The 21267-nt window shown below is 51.4% G+C and carries 17 protein-coding genes; 13 read left to right on the top strand and 4 right to left on the bottom strand.

Annotated elements, in window-relative coordinates:
* Positions 1-62: 62 nt before the first annotated feature.
* Entirely contained in the window at positions 63-1340 is a 1278-nt protein-coding gene (gene gltA, locus B2R29_RS06500) for a citrate synthase (RefSeq protein ID WP_068441699.1), read from the bottom strand.
* Positions 1341-1905: 565 nt separating this feature from the next.
* Between gltA and sdhC the strand changes: the two genes are divergently transcribed.
* The 10 genes from sdhC to B2R29_RS06450 all read left to right on the top strand — a co-directional run bounded on the left by sdhC (position 1906) and on the right by B2R29_RS06450 (position 15299).
* Positions 1906-2280, top strand: a complete 375-nt coding sequence (sdhC, locus tag B2R29_RS06495; RefSeq protein WP_068441702.1) for a succinate dehydrogenase, cytochrome b556 subunit — start codon at positions 1906-1908, stop codon at positions 2278-2280.
* Positions 2274-2624, top strand: coding sequence for a succinate dehydrogenase, hydrophobic membrane anchor protein (gene sdhD, locus B2R29_RS06490; protein WP_068441705.1), 351 nt, complete (start codon positions 2274-2276; stop codon positions 2622-2624). Before sdhC ends, sdhD begins: the two co-directional genes overlap by 7 nt.
* Before the next feature lie 3 nt (positions 2625-2627).
* Positions 2628-4403, top strand: a complete 1776-nt coding sequence (gene sdhA, locus B2R29_RS06485) for a succinate dehydrogenase flavoprotein subunit (protein WP_068441708.1) — start codon at positions 2628-2630, stop codon at positions 4401-4403.
* 15 nt (positions 4404-4418) lie between these two features.
* Positions 4419-5129, top strand: a complete 711-nt coding sequence (locus B2R29_RS06480) for a succinate dehydrogenase iron-sulfur subunit (protein WP_068441712.1) — start codon at positions 4419-4421, stop codon at positions 5127-5129.
* Positions 5130-5396: 267 nt separating this feature from the next.
* Positions 5397-8234, top strand: a complete 2838-nt coding sequence (locus B2R29_RS06475) for a 2-oxoglutarate dehydrogenase E1 component (protein WP_301180302.1) — start codon at positions 5397-5399, stop codon at positions 8232-8234.
* 29 nt (positions 8235-8263) lie between these two features.
* A complete protein-coding gene (gene odhB / locus B2R29_RS06470; RefSeq protein ID WP_301180301.1) occupies positions 8264-9511 on the top strand; it encodes a 2-oxoglutarate dehydrogenase complex dihydrolipoyllysine-residue succinyltransferase in 1248 nt (415 codons plus the stop codon).
* A gap of 28 nt (positions 9512-9539) precedes the next feature.
* Positions 9540-10982: a dihydrolipoyl dehydrogenase gene (gene lpdA / locus B2R29_RS06465; RefSeq protein WP_301180300.1), complete on the top strand. Its 1443-nt coding sequence runs from the start codon at positions 9540-9542 to the stop codon at positions 10980-10982.
* Positions 10983-11223: 241 nt separating this feature from the next.
* Positions 11224-12390, top strand: a complete 1167-nt coding sequence (sucC, locus tag B2R29_RS06460) for an ADP-forming succinate--CoA ligase subunit beta (protein ID WP_301180299.1) — start codon at positions 11224-11226, stop codon at positions 12388-12390.
* On the top strand, positions 12390-13262 hold the full coding sequence (gene sucD, locus B2R29_RS06455; protein WP_068436618.1) for a succinate--CoA ligase subunit alpha: 873 nt from the start codon (positions 12390-12392) through the stop codon (positions 13260-13262). Before sucC ends, sucD begins: the two co-directional genes overlap by 1 nt.
* Before the next feature lie 147 nt (positions 13263-13409).
* Entirely contained in the window at positions 13410-15299 is a 1890-nt protein-coding gene (locus B2R29_RS06450; protein ID WP_301180298.1) for a propionyl-CoA synthetase, read from the top strand.
* A gap of 114 nt (positions 15300-15413) precedes the next feature.
* Here the strand turns inward: B2R29_RS06450 and B2R29_RS06445 are convergent, their stop codons facing one another.
* The 3 genes from B2R29_RS06445 to B2R29_RS06435 form a co-directional block, all read right to left on the bottom strand.
* Positions 15414-15878 (bottom strand): flavodoxin family protein, encoded by a 465-nt coding sequence (locus B2R29_RS06445; protein ID WP_301180297.1) that lies wholly within the window; start codon positions 15876-15878, stop codon positions 15414-15416.
* A gap of 17 nt (positions 15879-15895) precedes the next feature.
* The gene (uspE, locus tag B2R29_RS06440) at positions 15896-16822 is read right to left on the bottom strand and encodes a universal stress protein UspE (protein ID WP_301180296.1); all 927 of its coding nucleotides are present in this window, start codon (positions 16820-16822) and stop codon (positions 15896-15898) included.
* Between the two features lie 167 nt (positions 16823-16989).
* Entirely contained in the window at positions 16990-17868 is an 879-nt protein-coding gene (locus tag B2R29_RS06435; RefSeq protein WP_301180295.1) for a LysR family transcriptional regulator, read from the bottom strand.
* Positions 17869-17998: 130 nt separating this feature from the next.
* Between B2R29_RS06435 and leuC the strand changes: the two genes are divergently transcribed.
* The 3 genes from leuC to leuB all read left to right on the top strand — a co-directional run.
* Positions 17999-19417, top strand: a complete 1419-nt coding sequence (gene leuC, locus B2R29_RS06430) for a 3-isopropylmalate dehydratase large subunit (RefSeq protein ID WP_301180294.1) — start codon at positions 17999-18001, stop codon at positions 19415-19417.
* A gap of 14 nt (positions 19418-19431) precedes the next feature.
* A complete protein-coding gene (gene leuD, locus B2R29_RS06425) occupies positions 19432-20070 on the top strand; it encodes a 3-isopropylmalate dehydratase small subunit (protein ID WP_301180293.1) in 639 nt (212 codons plus the stop codon).
* A gap of 330 nt (positions 20071-20400) precedes the next feature.
* Positions 20401-21267 (top strand): 3-isopropylmalate dehydrogenase (leuB, locus tag B2R29_RS06420; protein WP_301180292.1); only part of this gene is annotated, 867 nt, incomplete at its 3' end.

Below are 21267 nucleotides of genomic sequence, written 5' to 3'. Positions count from 1 at the left end.
ATGTGCAGTTTTTCGAGGCGAAAAAAAAAGCCGCTGGTCAGCGGCTTTTCTTATCCCTGGCGTTAGCCTGGGTAGTCACGCTTAGCGTAACCAGTGTACAGCTGACGCGGGCGACCGATACGGTAGTTGCCGCTGATCATTTCGTTCCAGTGTGCAATCCAGCCCGGAGTACGGCCAGTTGCAAAGATCACAGTGAACATCTCAGTCGGGATGCCGATGGCTTTCAGGATGATACCCGAGTAGAAGTCAACGTTAGGATACAGACCACGTTTAATGAAGTACTCGTCTTCAGTCGCAATCTTCTCCAGCTTCATCGCGATCTTCAGCAGTGGATCATCTTCCATACCGAGCTCAGCCAGAACTTCGTCACAGGTCTGCTTCATGACTTTAGCGCGTGGGTCGAAGTTCTTGTAAACGCGGTGACCGAAGCCCATCAGACGGAATGGATCTTCTTTGTCTTTCGCTTTTGCAACGAACTTGTCGATGTTTGACTCGTCGCCGATCTCATTCAGCATGTTCAGAACGGCTTCGTTTGCACCACCGTGGGCGGGGCCCCAGAGTGCAGCGATACCAGACGCAATACATGCGAACGGGTTGGCGCCAGTAGAGCCAGCCAGGCGTACGGTTGAGGTCGATGCATTCTGTTCGTGGTCAGCGTGCAACAGGAAGATACGGTCCATTGCTTTTGCCAGAACCGGACTTACTTTCTTCTCTTCACATGGCGTGTTGAACATCATGTGCAGGAAGTTTTCTGCGTAGCTCAGGTCGTTGCGCGGGTACATGAACGGCTGGCCGATACTGTACTTGTAAACCATTGCAGCGAGTGTCGGCATTTTCGCGATCAGACGGTGTGCAGATACCATGCGGGAATGCTCGTCATGGATATCCAGTGAGTCGTGATAGAACGCAGAGAGTGCACCAACAACACCACACATAACAGCCATCGGGTGAGCATCACGTCGGAAGCCGTTGAAGAAATGGCTCAGCTGCTCATGAACCATAGTGTGGTTCTTAATGGTGCTGACGAATGTTTCTTTTTGCTCTGCATCAGGCAGCTCGCCGTGCAGCAGCAGGTAGCAGGTTTCCAGGTAGTCTGACTTCTCAGCCAGTTGATCAATTGGGTAACCGCGGTGAAGCAGTACGCCAGCTGCGCCGTCGATGTATGTAATCGCAGATTCGGTTGCTGCGGTTGATACAAAGCCAGGGTCGTATGTAAACAGGCCTTTGCCAGTCAGACTGCGAACGTCGACGACATCAGGTCCTACGGTGCCTTCGTATACCGGCAGTTCTAATGTTTCTTCTACGCCATCGACTTTCAGTGTTGCTTTCTTGTCAGCCATGAAATGAGGCCTCCTGCTATCTGATTAATACCCCAGAGAACATTGTAAGTTCTCCAACTCTCCCGGTCGCTGTGCTTTTTACAGCTGCGAAATTCAGCCTGGTCAGCCAGAATTTCAGCACAGGAGAGAACACTTTTTAAGGTGTTACCCCCAAACAAAGGGGCACAACTATAGATTGTGGAGCTGGTTTGTCAATTGTCGCCAGGGCAATGATAAGTTTCTGGTTCGAGTCAAGTATAGATGGTTCAGATTGTTAACCCGGAGCCTGCGACTAATGTCTGACGTTGGAGCCGGGATTTGCTGGTGCTGCGGTTACTGCTCGCATCATCAGGGATACCTCAACCAGTCAACAGTGTAGATATACGGGGTGAAATTGCCGAATGCTCTGTCATAAGGCTGTCATGCCATTTGTAAAACACGGTTACGCTGCTTATAATTTGTCGCGGCGACAAACTTGTGCAAGACTTGTACAGGGGGATCGTCAACCTTCGTGAGCCTGTGCCCGGGGCCAGTCTGAGTGATTTCGGACAGGAGTTTCGGGCCCATATAAGAGTGTAATAGAGCCGTGAATAGCAATAGACCTAAAAATCTGGATCTGACTACTATTGAGCTCCCACTTCCTGCCAAGGCGTCCATCCTGCACCGTATTTCTGGCTTTGCTCTGTTTTTTGCAGTGGCCTTCATGCTCCGTGCACTTGGAGCTTCGCTGGAGTCTGAGCAATCTTTCAATGAGCTGAAAGAAGTAATGAATGGTGGCCTGGCCAAGTTCATCACCTGGGGCATTCTGTCTGCTTTGGGTTATCACTTTGTGGCGGGTGTAAAACACCTGTTGATGGATATGGGAATTGGTGAAACCAAAGAAAGCGGTCGTACCGGCGCAATCATTACTTTGATTGCCGGTGTCGTAGTGATCGTTCTGGCGGGAGTCTGGGTATGGTAAACAGTGTTACAAACTTTGGCCGTAGTGGCCTTTACGATTGGGTGATTCAGCGTCTGTCAGCTGTCATTCTTGCTATTTACACTCTGTTCCTGTTTGGATTCGTAGTCGCTACTCCGGACCTGACTTTTGCTGAGTGGCACGGTCTTTTTTCTCAGGTGTGGATGAAAGTATTCAGCCTGGCGGCACTGATCTCTATCTGTGCTCACGCCTGGGTTGGTATGTGGACAATTTCCACTGACTACATCACCGGGTCGACGTCTCTTCGTTTTATTTTCCAGCTGGTAATGGCAGGTTTCCTGTTCACTTACCTGGTCTGGGGCATCGATATTCTCTGGAGCGTGTAAGTCATGAGCAGCAAAATCAGAACTATGTCGTTTGACGCCATCGTAATTGGTGGCGGTGGTGCAGGCATGCGTGCTGCACTGCAGCTGACTGAGTCAGGTATCAAGACCGCATGTGTTACTAAAGTATTCCCAACCCGCTCGCACACGGTATCTGCCCAGGGCGGTATCACGTGCGCAATCGCGTCTGCTGATCCGAACGATGATTGGCGCTGGCACATGTACGATACCGTCAAGGGTTCCGATTACATCGGTGACCAGGACGCTATCGAGTACATGTGCTCAGTCGGCCCGCAGGCTGTATTCGAGCTTGAGCATATGGGTCTTCCTTTCTCACGTACCGAAGAAGGTCGTATTTATCAGCGTCCGTTCGGTGGTCAGTCGAAAGGCCCTAACGATCCTACTCAGGCAGCTCGTACTTGTGCAGCGGCTGACCGTACAGGTCACGCGCTTCTTCACGCTCTGTACCAAGGCAACCTGAAAGGCGGTACTACCTTCCTGAACGAATGGTATGCCGTTGATCTGGTTAAAAACGCAAACGGTCAGGTGGCTGGTGTTATCGCTATCGACATCGAGTCGGGCGAAACCGTATACATCAAAGCCAAGGCTACTGTTCTGGCAACGGGTGGTGCTGGTCGTATCTATCAGTCTACTACCAACGCTCTGATCAATACCGGTGACGGTGTTGGTATGGCGGTTCGTGCTGGCGTTCCTATGCAAGACATGGAAATGTGGCAGTTCCACCCAACAGGTATTGCGGGTGCTGGTACTCTGGTGACTGAAGGTTGTCGTGGTGAAGGTGGTTACCTCATCAATAAAGACGGCGAGCGTTTCATGGAACGTTATGCACCTAACGCGAAAGACCTTGCAGGTCGTGACGTTGTTGCACGCTCCATGGTTATGGAAATTCTTGAAGGTCGCGGTTGTGGTGAAGATGGCGACCACGTGTTCCTGAAACTGGATCACCTGGGCGAAGAAACCCTGAACGCTAAGCTTCCGGGTATTCTTGAGCTGTCTCGTACGTTTGCCCACGCTGACCCTGTTAAAGAACCAATCCCTGTTGTTCCTACCTGTCACTATATGATGGGCGGTGTTCCGACGAATATTGGCGGTCAGGCACTGACCGTTGATGCAGACGGCAACGATGTCGTTGTTGAAGGTCTGTATGCTGCCGGTGAGATTGCTTGTGTATCTGTACACGGTGCCAACCGCCTTGGTGGTAACTCACTGCTTGACCTGGTTGTATTTGGTCGCGCAGTGGGTCTGCAGGTTGAACAGAACTTCAAAGACGGTTTCGACTTTGTTGATCCAACCGAGGAAGATATCGAGCGTGCAATGGCTCGTCTGAATCGTCTGAATACTCAGACTTCCGGCGATAGCGTTGCTGCTGTTCGTGCTGATCTTCAGAAAACCATGCAGTTGTACTTCGGTGTATTCCGTGAAGGCCCAAGCATGGAAAAAGGTCTGGAAATGCTCAAAGAGATCGGTGAGCGTGTTAAGAACACGGTTCTCGACGATAAGAGCAATGCATTCAATACTGCGCGTATTGAAGCACTTGAACTGGATAACCTTTACGAAACTGCGTACGCAACTGCGGTTGCTGCGATTGAGCGTAAAGAATCGCGTGGTGCTCACGCCCGTAACGACTTCACCGAGCGTGATGACGAAAACTGGCTGTGTCACTCATTGTACTTCCCGGAAACCAAAACGATCGGCAAGCGTGCGGTTAACTTCGCGCCTAAGACCGTTGAGGCCTTCCCACCGAAAGTCCGTACCTACTAAGAGGGGAGTGTTGATATGTTAGTTAGTGTTTATCGTTACAACCCTGAGAAGGATGAAGCGCCATACATGCAGGATTACGAAATTACCATCCCTGGTGGTAAAGATGTAATGGTGCTGGATGTGCTGCACCTGGTGAAGGAACAGGACGTTTCTGTTGCTTACCGTCGCTCATGCCGTGAAGGTGTGTGTGGTTCAGATGGTATGAACATCAATGGTAAGAATGGTCTGGCGTGTATTACTCCGATCTCTGAAGCGACCAAAGGCAAAATGGATAAGCTGGTTCTGCGCCCGCTGCCAGGTATGCCTGTGATTCGTGACCTTGTGATTGACATGTCGCTGTTCTATCAGCAGTACGAGAAGATCAAGCCGTACCTGCACAACGATACTCCAGCACCTGCCATTGAGCGTCTGCAGTCTCCTGAAGAGCGTGCGAAGCTTGATGGTCTGTACGAGTGTATCCTGTGCGCATGTTGTTCAACGTCTTGTCCTTCGTTCTGGTGGAACCCAGACAAGTTCGTTGGTCCAGCAGGTCTTCTTCAGGCATATCGTTTCCTGGCGGACAGCCGTGATACGTCGACTGAAGAGCGATTGGCAGGTTTGAGCGATCCGTTCTCAGTATTCCGTTGCCGCGGAATTATGAACTGTGTCAATGTGTGCCCGAAGGGTTTGAACCCAACGCGCGCCATTGGACACATCCGTAACATGCTGCTGTCACAGCAGGTGTAACGGTACCACTTCCGACTGGTGGTATGAGACGTAAGTCGGGTTGGACATACAACCCGCTTACGTCGACAATTTTATTCGCAATGGAACCCAAAAAGTCCCATTGTTGACTAAGCTAGTTTACAGTTGAGGGAACCGGGCATCCCGGTGCTACCTCAGAGGCCTTGCGATCTATCCGATCGACCCTCTATTTCGCCTTGTGCTAGAGTCGGTGCATGCATCTCTGTGGTGGCATTCCCTTGTTCAGAAATTGACACAGGGTGGTCATACATGCACGAACTGACAATGGAGCAACTATGGAGCACTTCGCAGCTAGCGGGGGGCAATGTTGCTTACATCGAGGAGTTGTTCGAAACTTATCTCCGCGATCCAAACGAAGTGCCAGAAGAGTGGCGCAATTATTTCGACAAACTCCCCCGCGTTGACGAAAACAGCACCGTCGACACCCCGCATAAGCCCATCCGGGATCAATTTCTACTCATTTCGAAAAATCAGCGTCGCGCCAAGCCAATGACGTCTGCGCCAGTGAGCAGCGAGCATGAACGTAAGCAGATGAAAGTCCTGCAGCTGATCAACGCCTATCGTGGTCGTGGTCATCAGCATGCGAAGCTCGACCCACTGGCACTGATGGCGCGTGAGACGGTTCCCGATCTTGACCTTCATTTTCATGGTCTGACGCGCTCTGATCTCGATACTGTGTTCCAGACAGGTAATCTTTTTGTCGGCCAGGATCAGGCAACGCTGAAAGAAATCATCGACGCATTGGAAACGACTTACTGCGGCACTGTCGGTGCGGAGTACATGCATATCGTTAACACCGCGGAGCAGCGTTGGTTCCAACAGCGCCTTGAGAGCGTTCGTTCGCATCCTAAGTACGGTGAAGAGATTAAAATGCACCTGCTGGAGCGCCTGACGGCTGCAGAGGGGTTGGAAAAATATCTTGGTTCACGTTACCCGGGGGTTAAGCGTTTCGGTCTGGAAGGCGGCGAGTCTCTTATTCCATTAATGGACGAGCTGATTCAGCGCAGCGGTACCTATGGCGCCAAAGAGCTTGTGATTGGTATGGCTCACCGGGGTCGTCTGAATACTTTGATCAATACTCTGGGTAAGAAAACGTCTGACCTGTTTGATGAGTTCGATGGTAAGGCAGAGTATGAGTCTCACGGCGATGTGAAGTATCACCAGGGTTTCTCTTCCAATGTGATGACACCGGGGGGCGAAGTTCACCTCGCTCTGGCGTTTAACCCGTCTCACCTTGAAATTGTTTCGCCGGTTGTTGAAGGCTCCGTGCGTGCCCGCCAGGATCGTCGTAACGACCCTGTCGGTGAGAAAGTTGTTCCCGTCAGTATCCACGGCGACTCAGCATTTGCTGGTCAGGGCGTTGTGATGGAAACATTCCAGATGTCCCAGACCCGTGCTTATAAAACCGGCGGCACGGTTCATATCGTTATTAATAACCAGGTTGGGTTTACAACGTCGAAGCGTGAAGATACTCGCTCTACAGAATACTGCACCGACGTAGCCAAAATGGTAGAAGCGCCAATTCTGCACGTTAACGGTGATGATCCTGAAGCGGTACTTTTCGTTACTCAGCTGGCGGTTGATTACCGTAATGAGTTCCGCAAAGACGTGGTAATTGATCTGGTGTGTTATCGCCGTCGTGGTCACAACGAAGCCGACGAGCCGTCTGGCACTCAGCCGTTGATGTATTCCAAGATTAAGAGTCATCCGACAACCCGTACACTGTACGCCAAACGTCTGATTGACGAGGGTGTTCTGACGGAAGACACCAGTAAGCAGCTTGAAGAAGAGTATCGACTGGCTCTGGATAATGGTCTCCACGTTGTTAAGTCGCTGGTGAAAGAACCCAACAAAGAATTGTTCGTTGATTGGAGCCCTTACCTTGGCCATGAGTGGACGACTAAGGCGGACACCAAGTTTGATATGAAGCAGTTGCAGGAGCTCGCGCACCAGCTTCAGGAGCCACCTGAGGGTTTCGCGGTTCAGCGTCAGGTCGGTAAGATCCTTGAGGACCGTCGCAAAATGGCGGCGGGCGCTTTGCCGATCAACTGGGGCTTTGCAGAGACAATGGCGTACGCCACCCTGATTAAGCAAGGCTATGGCATCCGTCTGACTGGTCAGGACGTAGGTCGAGGTACGTTCTCGCATCGTCACGCCGTTCTTCATAACCAGAAAGATGCGGGGACTCATGTGCCACTGCAACATATTGAAGAAGGTCAGCCTAAATTCGACATCTATGACTCTCTGCTTTCTGAAGAAGCGGTGCTGGCATTTGAATACGGTTATGCCACTACAACGCCAGGGACTCTGGTGATCTGGGAAGCGCAGTTCGGTGACTTTGCTAACGGCGCTCAGGTGGTGTTCGATCAGTTTATCTCGTCTGGTGAGCATAAGTGGGGCCGTTTGTGTGGTCTGACTATGCTTCTGCCACATGGCTATGAAGGTCAGGGCCCCGAGCACTCGTCTGCCCGCCTTGAGCGTTATTTGCAGTTGTGTGCAGAACACAATGTTCAGATCTGTGTGCCTTCAACTCCGGCGCAGGTTTACCATATGCTACGCCGTCAGATGATTCGTCCGTTGCGTAAACCTATGGTGGTCATGTCGCCTAAGTCGTTACTGCGCCACAAGTTGGCTACCAGTACGCTGGAGGAGCTCGCTGAAGGTCGATTCCGTACCTGTCTCGACGAAATTGATGATATTAATCCGAAAAAAGTCCGCAGAATTTTGCTCTGTTCCGGTAAGGTCTACTACGATTTACTTGAACGCCGCCGCGCGGAAGAGATCGACGATATTGCGATCATTCGGATTGAGCAGATTTATCCGTTCCCTCATACCTTCCTCGGTAAGATTCTTGAGCCTTATAAAGGTGCCAAGGATATCTACTGGGTCCAGGAGGAACCGATGAACATGGGCGCCTGGTACAGCAGCCAGCACCATATGCGCAAAGTAGCGCATGACCTGAATCCTAAATGGCATCTTGAGTATGCAGGCCGAGATCACTCTGCTTCTCCAGCTGCTGGTTACATGGCGCTCCACCTGGAGCAACAGGAAAAATTAATCCGTGACGCTCTGGACCTCCAGGGCTGACGTATCGCAGGAACTCTAAGGAAAATCGAATGAGCATCGAAATTAAGGCACCCACATTTCCTGAATCTGTCGCTGATGGCACTGTGGCGACCTGGCATAAAAAACCGGGTGAACCCATCCAGCGCGACGAGCTTCTGGTGGATATTGAAACGGATAAAGTCGTTCTGGAAGTTGTCGCTCCTGCGGACGGTTCATTGAAAACCGTCCATAAAGAAGAAGGCGACGTCGTTCTCAGTGACGAAGTTCTGGCAATCTTTGAAGAGGGTGCGGTGGATGCTGCGTCTTCTTCAGCGCCTGCTGAAACCGAGTCGGCGCCTGCTGAAACAGCAGATGCGTCTGATGATGGTGACATCATCATGAGCCCGGCTGCGCGTAAGCTGGTCGAAGAAAATGACATTGCTCCGTCATCAATCAAGGCAACTGGCAAAGACGGTCGTGTTACCAAAGAAGATGTCGTTAATCACCTGAAGGGTGGTTCTGCGCTGGCGCCTGCCACTGCTCCAGAACCAAAAGCAGAAGAGCCTAAGTCGGCACCTGCTGCTCCTGCCGCCGCTGCCCCTATGGCTGATGAAGGTGACCGCATCGAGAAACGTGTTCCGATGACTCGTCTCCGAGCAACTATTGCTCGTCGCTTAGTCGAGGCGCAACAGAACGCTGCCATGCTAACGACCTACAACGAAGTGAATATGGGCCCGGTGATGGAGCTGCGTAAAAAGTACAAAGATACTTTTGAAAAAACGCACGGTGTAAAACTTGGTTTCATGTCTTTCTTCGTGAAAGCAGCTACTGAAGCCCTGAAGCGTTTCCCAGCGGTTAACGCATCTATCGATGGTAACGACATGGTTTACCACGGTTATCAGGATATCGGTGTGGCAGTATCGACTGAACGTGGTCTGGTTGTACCGGTTCTGCGTGATACAGACAGCATGGGTCTGGCAGAAATTGAAAGCACGATCGGTGACTTCGGTAAGCGTGGACGCGAAGGCAAACTGGGTATCAATGATATGCAGGGCGGGACCTTTACCATCACTAACGGTGGTATTTTCGGGTCACTGATGTCGACGCCTATTCTGAATCCTCCTCAGACTGCTATTCTGGGTATGCATAAAATTCAGGAACGTCCGATGGCAGTGAATGGCGAAGTTGTTATTCAGCCAATGATGTATCTTGCACTGTCTTACGATCACAGAATGATCGATGGCAAAGAAGCAGTGCAGTTCCTGGTAACCATTAAAGAGTTGCTCGAAGATCCAGCGCGTCTGTTGCTGGATATCTGATAGGGTTTTGGAAATTTAAGGATTTATTATGAGCAAACAATTTGATGTTGTAGTCATCGGTGGTGGCCCTGGTGGTTATGTGGCGGCTATTCGTTGTGCGCAGCTTGGTCTGAAGACTGCGTGTGTTGAAAAATGGGTCAGTAAAGAAGACAAGCCTGTATTGGGTGGTACGTGTCTGAACGTAGGTTGTATCCCGTCGAAAGCACTTCTCGACAGCTCTCATAAATATGAAGAAGCGCACGAGAAATTCGAGCTGCACGGCATTTCAACTGGCAAAGTATCCATCGATATCGAAAAGATGATGGCCCGCAAAGAACAGATCGTGAAAAACCTGACGATGGGTGTCGCAACACTGTTTAAAGCAAACGGTGTGACTTCGTTTGAAGGCACGGGTAAGTTGCTTGCAAACAAGCATGTGGAATTCACCGATCACAGCGGCAACGTTGAGGTGCTTGAAGCAGAAAACGTGATTATCGCAACAGGTTCTGTTCCGGTTGAAATTCCACCAGCGCCTCTGGCCGATGATGTGATTGTTGATTCAACTGGCGCGCTCGAGTTTACAAAAGTGCCGAAGCGCCTCGGTGTTATTGGTGCAGGTGTTATTGGTCTGGAACTGGGTTCCGTATGGGGCCGTCTTGGTGCTGAAGTCACTGTTCTCGAAGCGCAGGATAACTTCTTGCACCTTGTTGACCAGACGGTTGCCAAAGAAGCGAAAAAACTCTTTGGTAAGCAGGGCATGGATATTCGCGTCGGGGCTCGAGTTACGGGTACCGAGGTTAAGCGCAAGAAAGTGACGGTGACCTATCAGGATTCTGACGGTGAGAAGTCAGAAGAATTCGACAAGCTGATTGTAGCGGTCGGTCGTCGTCCTTACACCGAAGGTCTTCTGTCCGGTGATTGTGGTGTGAACCTCGATGAGCGTGGATTTATTCACGTTGACGAAACCTGTAAGACAGACGCACCTGGAGTGTGGGCTGTTGGTGATGTAGTACGGGGCCCTATGCTGGCACATAAAGCGTCTGAAGAGGGCGTGATGGTTGCCGAGCGTATCGCTGGTCATAAAGCTCAGATTAATTACGATTGCATTCCTTCTGTTATTTACACGCACCCTGAAATTGCCTGGGTGGGTAAAACAGAAGATGAGCTGAAGGCGAATGGTGAAAAATACAACGTTGGTATGTTCCCGTTTGCGGCCAACGGTCGTGCGATGGCTGCGGCTGATACTGATGGCTTCGTGAAGATTGTTGCCGATGCTGAAACGGACCGTATTCTTGGTGCCAGCGTGATCGGCCCGAATGCAGGCGATCTGTGCCAGCAGATTGTTGTTGCCATGGAATTTGGTTCGAGTGCTGAAGATGTGGGTATGATGGTGTTTGCTCACCCAACCATTTCTGAAGCGGTACATGAAGCAGCACTTGCGGTGAACAATCAGGCCATTCATAAGGCCAATCGTCGCCCTAAGGCTAAGTAAGACCGTCTGTGCACCACAGTGTGCGGGACATAATACTAAAGCCCGGTTTACCGGGCTTTTTTTTTGTGGCTTTATTACAACCTGTCTAAACTGTAACAGCGAAGGTGGAATGGCCTCTTATTTCTCTATTCAGAAAATCGGGACTATCTTTTCCACACAAGTTTCTGAAATGGCGGAACCCATACAATGTGACTCCGTCAGACAAGACCTGAACGTTAAATTGTAAGAACAGGACAAAGCGATGAACCTACACGAATATCAGGGTAAGCAGCTGTTCGCTCAGTATGGCCTCCCAGTCTCACAAGGAGTGGCGGCTAAAACAGCGGAAGAGGCAGCTGCAGCAGCCGACACAATCGGTGGCGACCGTTGGGTCGTAAAAGCACAGGTACATGCAGGTGGTCGCGGTAAGGCCGGTGGTGTGAAACTGGTCAGCTCAAAAGAAGAGATCAGCGATTTTGCTAATCAGTGGCTGGGTAAAAACCTGGTGACCTATCAGACAGATGAAAACGGCCAGCCGGTTTCTCGCATTCTGGTTGAATCCTGCACAGATATTGATCAGGAACTCTACCTCGGTGCCGTTGTTGATCGTTCTTCCCGTCGTGTTGTGTTCATGGCATCGACCGAAGGTGGTGTGGAGATTGAGAAAGTCGCACACGAAACACCTGAAAAAATCCTGAAAGCCGAGATTGATCCCTTAGTAGGCGCGCAGCCGTACCAAGGTCGGGACCTGGCCTTTAAATTGGGCCTTGAAGGTAAGCAGGTCAGTCAGTTTGTTAAAATCTTCCTTGGTCTGTCTAAGTTATTCCACGAAAAAGATCTGGCTCTGCTGGAAATTAACCCTCTGGTAGTTACCAATGAGGGCGACCTTCACTGCCTCGATGCGAAAATTAACATCGACAGCAATGCTGTGTATCGGCACAAAGATCTGCAGGAAATGCACGATCCTTCTCAGGAAGATGAACGTGAAGCACACGCAGCGAAATTCGAACTTAACTATGTCGCCCTTGATGGCAACATTGGTTGTATGGTGAACGGTGCTGGTCTGGCGATGGGTACCATGGACATCGTTAAGTTGCACGGTGGCCAGCCTGCGAACTTCCTGGATGTGGGCGGCGGCGCGACGAAAGAACGTGTTGTTGAAGCATTCAAAATTATTCTCTCCGACGAAAATGTCAGCGCCGTTCTGATTAATATTTTCGGCGGTATTGTACGCTGCGACATGATCGCTGAAGGCGTAATCGGGGCGGTAAAAGAAGTCGGTGTGAAAGTGCCGGTGGTTGTACGTCTCGAAGGTAACAATGCGGAACTTGGTTCTAAAGTTCTGGCTGAAAGTGGTTTAAATATTATTGCAGCAACCAGCCTTGCGGATGCTGCGGAGCAAGCGGTTAAAGCTGCGGGGGGCAAATAATGAGTATTTTAATTAATAAAGATACCAAGGTTATTTGTCAGGGCTTCACTGGCTCTCAAGGTACCTTCCATTCTGAGCAGGCCATTGAGTACGGCACAAAGATGGTTGGCGGTGTTACACCGGGTAAAGGTGGCACTGAGCACCTTGGCCTTCCAGTGTTTAATACTGTCGCTGAAGCCGTTGACGCTACAGGGGCTGAGGCATCTGTGATTTATGTACCTGCGCCTTTCTGTAAGGACTCAATCCTTGAGGCGGCAAATGCCGGCATTAAACTGATCGTTTGTATTACTGAAGGCATTCCTACTCTGGATATGCTGGATGCAAAAGTTAAGTGCGATGAGCTTGGTGTTCAGCTGATTGGTCCGAACTGCCCAGGGGTTATTACTCCGGGAGAATGTAAGATCGGTATTATGCCTGGTCATATTCACCTGCCAGGCAAAGTGGGTATTGTATCCCGCTCAGGCACTCTGACTTACGAAGCGGTTAAGCAAACCACTGATGAAGGTTTCGGCCAGTCGACCTGTGTTGGTATCGGTGGTGACCCGATCCCTGGCTCAAACTTCATTGATATCCTGAAAATGTTCCAGGAAGATCCTGCCACTGAAGCCATCGTAATGATTGGTGAAATTGGCGGTACTGCTGAAGAAGAGGCCGCGGCCTTCATTAAAGAGAACGTGACCAAACCTGTGGTTTCTTACATTGCAGGTGTGACTGCACCTCCAGGTAAGCGTATGGGCCATGCCGGCGCGATTATCTCGGGCGGCAAAGGCACAGCAGACGAGAAATTCGCAGCGCTCAATGATGCGGGTGTTGCTACTTGTAAGAGCCTGGCCGATATCGGTAAAACTCTGAAAGAGCTGACTGGCTGGTAATTCTCAGCCATCATCGGTTCTGACAAAAGCCCGCAGTTATTGTGACTGTGGGCTTTTTTATTGTCAGGAGACCATCGATTCTATCCCTAAGTCGAATAGGCGCTGATGGTCGGCTCTCGTATTCTGAATGAATACTTGGAGGTGTCTATGATGTATGAAACCGACTATCGCGAAGCCCGCGATAACCCTAAAGCATTCTGGTCAGCACAGGCTGAGAAAATAGCCTGGTTTAAGAAGCCTGAGACCGTGCTAAGCCAGGATGAGAATGGCATAGATCGGTGGTTTGCTGATGGTGAGTTAAATACTTCGTTTCTCGCGCTCGACTCTCATGTTTTGAATGGTCGCGGTGATCAGGCGGCTCTTATCTATGATTCTCCCGTAACGAATTCAAAGCGCAGCTATACCTTTCGTGAGCTGACCGAAGAAGTCGCTCTGTTTGCTGGTGTGCTCGCTGATCAGGGCGTCGTTAAAGGTGATCGTGTTGTTATATATATGCCGATGGTGCCAGAGGCGGCCATTGCAATGCTGGCCTGTGCACGGTTGGGCGCAGTTCACTCGGTTGTCTTTGGCGGTTTCGCTCCAAACGAGCTTGCTGTTCGCATTGAGGATGCAAGCCCGAAAGTACTGGTCACCGCATCCTGTGGCATTGAGATCGACCGGGTTATACCGTACAAACCTATCGTGAATGATGCGTTGGCTATGGCCAGCCACAAGCCCGTGTCCTGCATTGTTTTGCAGCGTGAGCAGCATCCTTGTGAGCTTACTGCGGGTATTGATCTGGACTGGAGCGAGGCGATGTCTTCGGCTTCTCCTGCGGATTGCGTGCCGGTTCTGGCGACAGATCCACTGTATGTTCTTTACACGTCAGGAACTACCGGTAAGCCCAAAGGGGTTGTTCGCGACAATGGCGGCCATGCTGTGGCGATGCGCTACTCCATGGATTCTGTGTACAGCATAGGTCCGGGGGATGTCTTCTGGGCGGCTTCCGATGTGGGTTGGGTCGTTGGCCATTCTTATATCGTCTACGCGCCACTGATCACAGGCTGTACGACAGTGTTTTACGAAGGCAAACCGGTCAAGACGCCAGACGCTGGAGCTTTCTGGCGTGTGTGTTCTGAATATAAGGTGAAGGCCTTGTTTGCTGCGCCGACGGCGTTTCGTGCAGTTCGCAAGGAAGACCCTGAGTGTGCTCTTGCTGGACAGTACGATCTTACCGCATTAACAACCATTTTTATGGCAGGCGAGCGCCTTGATCCACCCACTTACGACTGGGTGGTCGGACACCTGAAACGGCCTGTCGTTGATCACTGGTGGCAGACAGAAACTGGCTGGGCGATTGCCGGGAATCATGTGGGTTATGGTCTTGCTGAAACGAAACCCGGCTCGGTAACGCGCCCATCGCCTGGTTTTAATGTTGAAATTCTGGATGGTCACGGCAAACCTGTGCCTGTCGGTGAGCAGGGGAGTATTGCCATCAGGTTACCTATGCCTCCGGGCTGCTTGCCAACGATCTGGAACAACCACGACCGCTTTGTCGATGGTTATCTGAGAACCTTTGATGGGTGTTACGTTTCAGGTGACGGCGGCTATATCGATGAAGACGGTTATCTGTTTGTGCAGGGACGAACCGATGACATCATCAATGTTGCTGGTCACCGTTTGTCTACGGGGGAGATGGAAGAAGTCGTGGCTGGCCATGAGGCGATTGCGGAATGTGCTGTTATTGGTCAGGCGAGTGACCTTAAGGGCGAAGAGCCGCTTGGCCTTCTCTTGTTGAAAGACGGCGTGACGATTGATGAAGCAACACTGGAGTCCGAAGTTATCCAGCGTGTACGTGAAAATATTGGCGCGGTTGCTAGTTTTCGTCACGCGGTTGTTGTCCAGCGTCTGCCGAAAACACGTTCAGGGAAGATTCTTCGCAAGGTGTTGCGCAATATAGCAAACAGCGAAGAGTACCAAACTCCGTCAACTATTGATGATCCGGCGTGTCTTGTCGAAATTGAGGACGTTTTATCGAAAAAAGGTTTAAGAAAATGAAACTTTGAGGAACTGATACGCGGATGCCGTATCTGAGCTTACGGTTGTTGCAAAACAACCTTTATGATTGCTCCCCCTCTACGCCGGCCTTCGGGTCGGCGTTTTTTTATTTCACTAAATAATGCCTTCTGACAGCGCGGTCGCAATGGCCTCGCCGATATCGCTGATTTCGTCCAACCAGGCTTCCTGCCAGTTTCCCCGGTATATGATGGGTTCCTGTACCCAGCGCCAACGCAGCCCTGTTGTGATGGTTTGCAAAGCACGGACAGTGCCTGTTCCATCGTGACCTGCTCGTACGATGGCGACACAGGGCAGGCCTTGTTTGTCGTCCAGTACCGGGTAATAAATACGATCAAACCAGTCTTTCATGGCCCCTGACATGTAGCCAAGGTTTTCTGGGGTCAGTAGTACGATCCCATCGGCCGTTTGAAGGTCTTCGCTGTCTGAGTCCAGTGGTGCTCTGGACGTGACCCTCAGATGAGCACCTGTGTTCTCTGCCCCAACTATAAGCCCGTCACGCAGGCGGGCCAGATTTTCAGAAGGGCAGTGAGCAATAATCAGAAGATTCTTGGTCTGCATATCAACCGCTTTGGTGTTTACTCTACGTCGGGGTTAACGCCGTCTTTGGGTTTGATCACGAGAACGTCGCAATTGAGTTTGTCGACCAGTGCTTCGGCAGTATTACCAATCAGGACACCGCTAAACCCTTCGCGCCCAATGGTTCCAACCACGACGAGGTCGGCTTCGATGTTTGCTGCGACGTCGGGAACGACTTGTTCAGCATCTCCTTCGAGAACATGGACGTGGTCGCTGGCGACGTTAAATTTCTCTGCCCAGCGCGCAGTGGCTTCTTTGTGCTGGTCCGTAATGTAGTTCTGAATGTCGTCCGGAGGTGATACTTCTGGCACCATCGCGAGCGCAACTGCCACCATGGGGTAAGCGTTCGTAATGTGCAGGTCGGTTTCAAAATGATCTGCAAGATGCTCGGCATAGGAAAGAATATTATCGTTAATGAGGGTGTGGCCCTTATCAGAGCTGGTAGCATCGATACTGGCCAGTATGCGGTTGTGTTTCCAGGCGTCAGGTGACTTAACCATCATGACGGGAGCTGGGCAGTGTCTCATCAGATTCCAGTCAGAATGCGAAAACAGTCGATCTATAAGACCATGTTTCTGAGTGGACTTGATGACCAGATCAAACTCAGTATCGCGTGCGGATTCTATAGCCGCGTCGTGCAGGTGTTTCTGCCAGTACGCCTCAGTATTCGTCTTGATCCCCGAGCAGCTATCCAGTTCTGTAAGGGAGTCCAGCCAGAGTTGTGCCTGACGCAGTAATGCCTGTTTTACACTGTTTGCGGTAGTGTCTGCCAGTTGTGATGCCTGATCGCCGAAACTGTCCCATGCGGTGGTAAGTAATGTCAGGTCAGCATCGAGGGCTTTGGCTAGCCAGCAAGCACGCTGCAAGCCCGGTTGCTCTTCGTCGTTTTTGTCCAGTACTACCAGAATATGATTGATATCGAGCATGGTGTTCTCCTCAGTGCCGCCATGGCGTAATCCGTTCTCTCATTGAGCATATCGCTTTCAGATGGCAGCGTCTTGCCCTGCCTCAAGGTAAATGGCCTCAAGGTAGATAGCTTCAAGATAAATCGCCCGATGCCTACGACACCCTGCTGGTGGATGAGGTTCTCACTTTAATCGTCGGCACTGGCATGAAGGAGTTTCAGCAGGGCAGCAGCGGCATTACTTTGCGTCCTATGTTTAAGAAACACCGCCCCGAGCTGCCTGCGAAGGCTGGCTCCTGGCCAGTCGATAATCGTTAAAGCCTCGTCATTGATCATTGAGGCTGGCAGTACCGACCAGCCCATGCCGACAGAGACGAGCATCTTAATGGTTTCGAGATAATTGGTTGGCATCGGCGCTTTAAGTGTCAACCCCTCGGCGGCAAACACGTTATTGATCAACTGGTAGGTGATCGTGTCGGGCTCCGGGAGAATCGCAGATTCAGATGAAAGGTCCTGAAGGGAGATTTTCGATATGCCCGCCAGTCGATGGTTGTTCGAGCAGACGCAGACCATGTCATCCTGCCAGAGAGGAATAGCGGCAATATCTGTCTTTGGGGTTTGTTCAAGAGTCGTCAGAGCCAGGTCGACCTGGCGAAGCCTGACGGCCTGATATGCTCGTTCAGACCCCATAAACTGCAAGTCCAGATCGACATTCGGATGGGCCTGCACAAATTTCCGCAGTACCGGTGGTAGCCGGTGCAGCCCTATGTGGTGGCTGGTGGCGATGGACAGGCTGCCAGCGATATCGCCGCTCAGATTCTCCATCTGCTGTGTAGTGTCGGCGACAAGGTCCAGAATACTGCGTGCTCTCGGCAGAAGAGCCGTGCCTGCGTCGGTCAGACTCACGGTCCGGTTGTGACGCTCGAACAGAGGGACGCCCAACTGGGTTTCAAGTTGTTGAATACGCTTACTGACCGCCGACTGGGTCAGGTGCAGTTGCTCTGCTGCGGCCGAGAAAGAGTGCGCTCCGGCGACCGCGAGAAATGCCTTAAGTGATTGAGTATCCATGCTGACCTATGACTTCTATTCCTTTTGGGAATTCAAACTAGAAAAAATATGAATTTCTGTTGTTTATCAGCTGTTGTAAACTGGCGCAAGTGATTTGATGAGAACGAACAACAACTCTGGAGCACCGAGCATGGCCGGCAAGACTCTTTACGACAAACTCTGGGATCAGCACGTGGTGAAAACCCGTGAAGATGGTACCGCCCTTATTTACATCGATCGTCAGCTTCTGCACGAAGTAACGTCACCTCAGGCATTCGAAGGCCTGCGTCTGGCCAATCGTATGCCATGGCGCCTCGATGCCAATCTGGCGACCCCTGACCACAACGTACCGACGACGGTGTTTGAGCGTCAGTCGGGTATCGACGGCATTCAGGACCCTGTGTCACGTATTCAGGTGAAAACCTTAGATGATAACTGTGATCACTTTGGTATCAACGAATTCAAAATGGCCGACAAACGTCAGGGCATCGTGCACGTCGTCGGTCCGGAGCAGGGGGCAACGCTGCCGGGCATGACCGTCGTCTGCGGTGATTCTCATACGGCGACCCACGGCGCATTTGCTGCATTGGCTCACGGCATCGGTACGTCTGAAGTTGAACACGTGCTCGCGACTCAGTGTCTGATTCAGCGCAAGATGAAAAACTTGCTGATTAAAGTCGATGGTGAGCTGGGTAAAGGCATTACCGGTAAAGACGTGGTGCTGCATGTGATTGGTGTGATCGGTACTGCGGGCGGCAACGGTTGTGCCATGGAGTTTGGTGGTTCTGCTATCCGCTCTATGAGCATGGAAGGCCGCATGACCATGTGCAACATGGCGATTGAAGCCGGTGCCCGTGTGGGCATGGTGGCATTCGATGACATCACAGCAGACTATGTTAAAGGTCGTCCGTTTGCGCCGAAAGCAGAGCAGTGGGAAATGGCGCTTGAGGCATGGAAAGACCTGAAGTCGGATGACGATGCCGAGTTCGATAAAGTCGTCGAGATCCGCGCGGAAGACATCAAGCCACAGGTGACCTGGGGCACGTCTCCCGAAATGGTGACTACCATCGATGCGACAGTACCCACCCTCGACGACGCCGAGAATGATGTTGAGCGTTCAGGTTTTGAGCGTGCTTATGAATACATGGGCCTGACACCGGGCCAGAAGATTACTGACATTAAGCTTGATCGAGTATTTATCGGTTCGTGCACAAACTCACGCATTGAAGACCTGCGTGCCGCTGCTGAAGTCGCGAAAGGGCGCAAAGTAGCCGACAGCCTGATTCAGGCCTTAGTGGTACCGGGCTCTGGGCTGGTTAAAGCGCAGGCCGAAGAAGAAGGTCTGGATAAGATTTTCGAAGAGGCCGGTTTTGAATGGCGTGAGCCAGGTTGCTCTATGTGTCTGGCGATGAACGCCGACAAGCTGGGCAGCGGAGAGCACTGTGCGTCGACGTCGAACCGTAACTTTGAAGGTCGTCAGGGCTACGGCGGTCGTACGCATCTGGTAAGCCCGGCGATGGCCGCAGCGGCTGCGATTGCTGGTCATTTTGTTGACGTGCGTGAATTTTAATAGGAGAGCATAAGATGAAAGCATTTACTGTACATCAGGGTGTTGTCGCTCCTATGGATCGCGCCAATGTCGATACTGATATGATTATTCCGAAGCAGTTTCTGAAGTCGATTAAGCGTTCAGGCTTTGGTCCGAACCTGTTCGATGAACTGCGTTATCTGGATGAAGGTCAGCCGGATGCCGATAACAGCGGTCGTCCGTTGAATCCGGATTTTGTACTGAATAAACCACGCTATGCCGGAGCTTCTGTATTGCTGGCGCGTGAAAACTTCGGTTGTGGTTCAAGCCGGGAGCACGCGCCATGGGCACTGGAAGACTTCGGTTTCCGTGCGATTATTGCACCGAGCTACGCGGATATTTTTTACAACAACAGTTTTAAAAATGGCCTGTTGCCGATTGTCCTGGATGAAGCGACGGTGGATCGTCTGTTCAAAGAGGCTGAAGCAAATGAAGGCTATCAGTTGACCGTCGATCTGGAGAACCAGAAAGTGGTTACGCCATCTGGCGAAGAGATCGCCTTTGAAGTGGACGACTTCCGTCGTCATTGCCTGCTGAATGGTCTGGATGATATTGGTCTGACGCTGCAGGACGCCGACGAGATTCGCGCCTATGAAGAGAAGCGTCGTGCCTCTTCTCCATGGCTTTTCGGGTAGCGGAGCTGCCTGCGTTGCCAGAGCGGTGTTAAATATTATCTCAGAATGCTCATTTACGACTTGTAGACTCCGCTTCTTCGATAATTTTTGCCTAGCTCTGGCGGCCTCGCCGACGCTCTAATGGCGCCGGCGAGGCCGCTAAATATAATTTATCAGTTCTCTGAATATGGTTTGAGGACTGAACAAAAGTTGATGGCAAAGCGCTGGTTCAGCCTGTTTTCGACCCTCTGTGCCATGGGTGGCACAGGGGAGCCCCCATGGATGGGTTCACGGCGAGTCGAAAACAGGCTGAAGCGGCGATTTGTTTAAAGAGATTGTGAGGTTTTAAAAATGAGCAAAAACGTACTGATCCTGCCGGGCGATGGTATTGGCCCGGAAATCGTTGCAGAAGCCGTTAAGGTTCTGAACGTAGCGAACGAAAAATTCAATCTCGGCCTGGAGCTGGTGGACGGTCTGGTCGGTGGTTCTGCCTACGACGTACATGGCACGCCACTGCCAGACGAGACCATGGACAAAGCCCGCGCGGCAGACGCAATTCTGCTGGGTGCGGTAGGTGGTCCTAAGTGGGATAACCTCGAAGACCGCGAGCTGCGTCCTGAAAAAGGCCTGCTCGGTCTGCGTTCTGGTCTGGAGCTGTTCGGTAACCTGCGTCCAGCCATTCTGTACCCGCAGCTTGCGGATGCATCGTCTCTTAAACCAGAAGTAGTTTCTGGTCTGGATATCCTGATTGTGCGTGAACTGACCGGTGGTATTTACTTCGGTAAGCCTCGTGGTATCCGTACGCTGGAGAACGGCGAGCGCGAAGGCTACAACACCTACGTTTATAGCGAGTCTGAAATCAAGCGTATTGCGCACGTGGCTTTCCAGTCGGCAATGAAGCGCAACAAAAAGCTGTGCTCAGTCGACAAAGCGAACGTTCTGGAAGTGACCGTGCTATGGCGCGAAATTCTGGAAGAAGTCGGTAAAGAATACCCAGAGGTTGAGCTGTCGCACATGTACGTCGATAACGCGGCGATGCAGCTGGTGCGTGCACCTAAGCAGTTCGACGTGATGGTAACCGGGAACATGTTCGGTGACATTCTGTCTGATGCTGCGGCCATGCTGACAGGTTCCATCGGTATGCTGCCTTCAGCCTCTCTGGATAAAGACAATAAAGGTATGTACGAGCCATGCCACGGTTCTGCACCAGACATTGCT

This window comes from Thalassolituus sp. UBA3500 (genome assembly GCF_002377545.1).
Classification (GTDB): Bacteria; Pseudomonadota; Gammaproteobacteria; order Pseudomonadales; family Oceanobacteraceae; genus Thalassolituus.
This window is presented reverse-complemented; position numbering and strand designations above follow the sequence as displayed.